Genomic DNA, 3230 nt, shown 5'->3' with positions numbered 1-3230 from the left:
AATGTCCTTCTCCTGCATGAAGGATCCCGTCAACACCTCCGACACAAGGGCTACGAACTTTCCCCTGATCCCGCCTGGCCTGTAGAACAGATATACGGCGTAGTCGTCGATCGTCTCTTTGAATGCATCGTTGATCTTGCTGACCTGCCCCTTACGCCGAGCAGTCAGAGTGTTGCGCACTTTCGATAGCTTCTCGATCAACTCGGCGCGTTTCGTCCTCGCGCCGACGAGCTGGGGCTTCTGGGAGTTCAGTCTTGTCAGGTCGGCGGTCAATTGCTTGCGCTGGGCTATCAAGGCGCTCAGTTGCGCGATGCTGCCTGACAATCCCTGCTTCCGGAGTCCGTCAATTTTCGCAGCGATCCGTTCCTCCCATTTCGCATGACGTGGAGGAATTGGCGTGAGAGCATTGGCGAGGTCGATCGCTGCCGAGGTGAGCCGCGCGTTGATCAGCTTCTCCTCTTCGACAAGCCACGCATTGAGGTCTTTGATGACACCCTCGGCTGCACTGAACGCGGCGGCAGTTCCCGAGTCGTTCGTGAAGTCGCCGGCTGCGTTGCGGAGTTCCGAGTAGTCCCTCTTGGCGACGTCGAGGGTGATCCCGACCTTATAGTCCTTGCCTACCTCCTGAAGGGTTCCAACGAACGCCTTCTCAGCACCCATCTGCCCTTGCCTCGGTGGACACCTCAAATCCGGCCATTGATCGACGGTTCAAAACCGGCCATTCACTGATGGCCGGCCGAGACCCTTCCAGTTCTACTTCGTGAGCTCCTCCGCGCGCAAATCGGTGTGGACCTTGGTGCGCCAGCTCCGTGGCCCACATTTGAGGACATGCGCGTGATGTAGGAGGCGGTCGAGGAGTGCGGTGACCGCGGCCGTGTCGCCGAGTAGCTTGCCCCAATCGTCGACGGGCCGGTTCGACGTCAGCAGCGTCGACGCGCGTTCGTAGCGGCGCATGATCAGCTCCAGGAGATCTTCGGCGGCGGTGTGCGGGAGTTTGCGCATGCCCAGGTCGTCGATGATCAGCAACGGGACGGCCGTGAGGTCGGCGAGGACGATCTTGCGCGTGCCGTCCAGCGTGGCGTCCGCCAGTTCCTCGAGCAGCGTATGCGCTTCGCGATAGGCGACGCGGTAGCCCTGCTGAATCGCCGCGCGGCCGATCGCCTGGGCGAGATGGCTCTTGCCGGTGCCCGGCGGCCCCAGCAAGAGCACGTCTTCGCGCTGGCCGACGAAGCGCGCCGTGGCCAGGTCGTGGAGCAGGGCCCGATTCATCTTCTTGTTAAAGTCGAAATCGAAGCGGTCGAGCGAGCGATCCGCGTCGCGGAAGCGTGCCTGTTTGTGGCGCCGGTCCACGAGTCGGTCTTGGCGCCGCTGCAGTTCATCACTCACGAGCGTGGCGACGAGATCGAGCGGCGACAGGCGCTCGGTCTGCGCGTGCCGGAGGCGGGCCTCCAGGACGTCGGCCATGCCCGAGAGGCGGAGTTGGCGGAGGGCGCGATCGAGCTCAGTCACATTCATTGCGGGTCTCCAGTCGTGCGATCAATCAGATCGCGATACAGGGTGAGTTGGCGGATGAGCGGGTCGACTTGGCGCAAGGTCAGCGGCACGGGCGGCCGGCGTTCGACGTATTTGCGCAGGAAGCGATAGGTGAGGACACCGATGTCGACCGCCGCCTGGGCCGCGTCCTCGACGACCGCGGGCCCGTGTTTCTTGGCGAGCGCGAGGACGCCGAGGATCTGCCGCACGCCGTGCGCGCTGCCCAGCGCGTGGATGTGCTGACAGACCGTGCTGATATGAGGACCCGCCGTGGCGGCTCGCGCCAGCAAGGCCAGCGTCGAGGCCGGCGTCCGGGCGGGGCGGTCCGTGTCGTGGATCCGATGCCAGCCGCGGGGCGCGCGCAGATGTTCGCGCAGGAGCTGACCGGTCTTGGGCGCGATCAGTCGGACGTGCAGGTCGTTCCATTGCACCTGCACGCGCTGGCCGATCCAGCCCGGCGGCGCGCCGTAGTACGCCGCCTCGACCTCGACGCAGCCATCGAGGTGCACGGTGCGCGTGCCGTAGCGGTAATAGCGAAACGGCTCGAGCGGGAGCGGGCCCAGCGCCGGGCGCTCCTCGGCAAACATCTCGGCGACCTGCCGCTTCGTCGTGCCGTGGATGCGCGTATCCGCCCAGCGGGTCTCCCAGCGATCGAGGTACGCCTGCGCCGCGTCGAGGGTCTCGAAGCGCAGCCCCTTCAACGGCGTCCTCTGCGCGTGGCCCACGCCCGCTTCGACTTTGCCTTTGCGATCCGGATCGCGCACGCGGCACGGCAGCGCGACGACGCCGTAGTGGGCGAGGACGTCCCGATAGAGCGGATTGAGCGTCGGATCGTAGACGTCAGGCGTGAGCACGCCTTCCTTCAGGTTATCGGGCACGACAATCCTGGTCGTGCCGCCCAGACGCCGAAACGTCCGCTCATGCAGCTCCGCCCACGTCTGCGCGCTCGATCGCCACACCAGCCACCGCACGGACTTGCGCGAGTAGCCCAGCGTGAAGACAAAGAGGCGCACCCGCTTGTACTTGCCGCTGTGCGGGTCGCGCACCATCGGCCCATCGCCGCCGTAGTCGACCTGGCCTTCGACACCCGGCGCCGTGGTGATCACCACGCGGGCCTCCACGGGCGTCGCCCCGCGCAGGCGGACGACGAAGCGGCGGACACTTGCATACGTCGCCGTGAAGCCGTGATCGTCGACGAGATCCTGGTAGATCGCGACGGCGTTGCGCCCGCGGCGAAGCGCCGCGACGATCAATTCACGATACGGCTCACACGCACTGACGCTCGGCGCCCGCGTGACGCCGGAGTCGGTGGACACCCCCGGGGAAATGGCCGGATTTGACGGCGGGAGGTCGGTGGACACCCCGGGCGTAATGGCCGCTTTTGCCGCCCGTTCGCCTGGCCGGCCGCGCCCGCGCACGCCGATGCCCGCGGCCCGCAGGTAGCCGCCAATCGTTTCGCGGCGCACGCCCGTCGCCGCCTCGATGCGGCGAAGCGACCAGCCCAGGCGACCGAGCGCCACGATCTGTTGCTGCTTCTCTTCGTCCAAGACGTTACCCATCCGGGCGAAGGACCACAGGTCCGCCGCCCTCGTCAACGTCTCGGCCGCCGTCAGTTAATGGCGGGTTTTGCGGTGTCGATTAATGGTTGGATTTGGGTGTCCACCGAGGTTATGGGTGCCATCGTGATGGAGGAGCAG

Annotated in this window: 3 protein-coding genes; all 3 read right to left on the bottom strand. The window is 66.0% G+C overall.

Annotated features, from left to right (window positions below):
- Nucleotides 1-660 (bottom strand): hypothetical protein (locus tag VGI12_16725; protein ID HEY2434322.1); only part of this gene is annotated, 660 nt, incomplete at its 3' end.
- Between the two features lie 93 nt (nt 661-753).
- Nucleotides 754-1515: an IS21-like element helper ATPase IstB gene (istB, locus tag VGI12_16720; GenBank protein ID HEY2434321.1), complete on the bottom strand. Its 762-nt coding sequence runs from the start codon at nt 1513-1515 to the stop codon at nt 754-756.
- The gene (gene istA, locus VGI12_16715) at nt 1512-3092 is read right to left on the bottom strand and encodes an IS21 family transposase (protein HEY2434320.1); all 1581 of its coding nucleotides are present in this window, start codon (nt 3090-3092) and stop codon (nt 1512-1514) included. Before istA ends, istB begins: the two co-directional genes overlap by 4 nt.
- Between the last annotated feature and the right edge of the window lie 138 nt (nt 3093-3230).

Source organism: Vicinamibacterales bacterium (assembly GCA_036496585.1).
In the GTDB taxonomy this organism is placed as follows: Bacteria; Acidobacteriota; Vicinamibacteria; order Vicinamibacterales; family 2-12-FULL-66-21; genus JAICSD01.
The sequence above is the reverse complement of the archived record's forward strand: the minus strand, read 5'-3'. Positions and strand labels throughout refer to the sequence as shown.

What these genes read in the sequence shown, in the direction of transcription:
- istB (HEY2434321.1), bottom strand. Translation starts at nt 1,515, where the DNA reads ATGAATGTGACTGAGCTCGATCGCGCCCTCCGCCAACTCCGCCTCTCG.
- istA (HEY2434320.1), bottom strand. Translation starts at nt 3,092, where the DNA reads ATGGGTAACGTCTTGGACGAAGAGAAGCAGCAACAGATCGTGGCGCTC.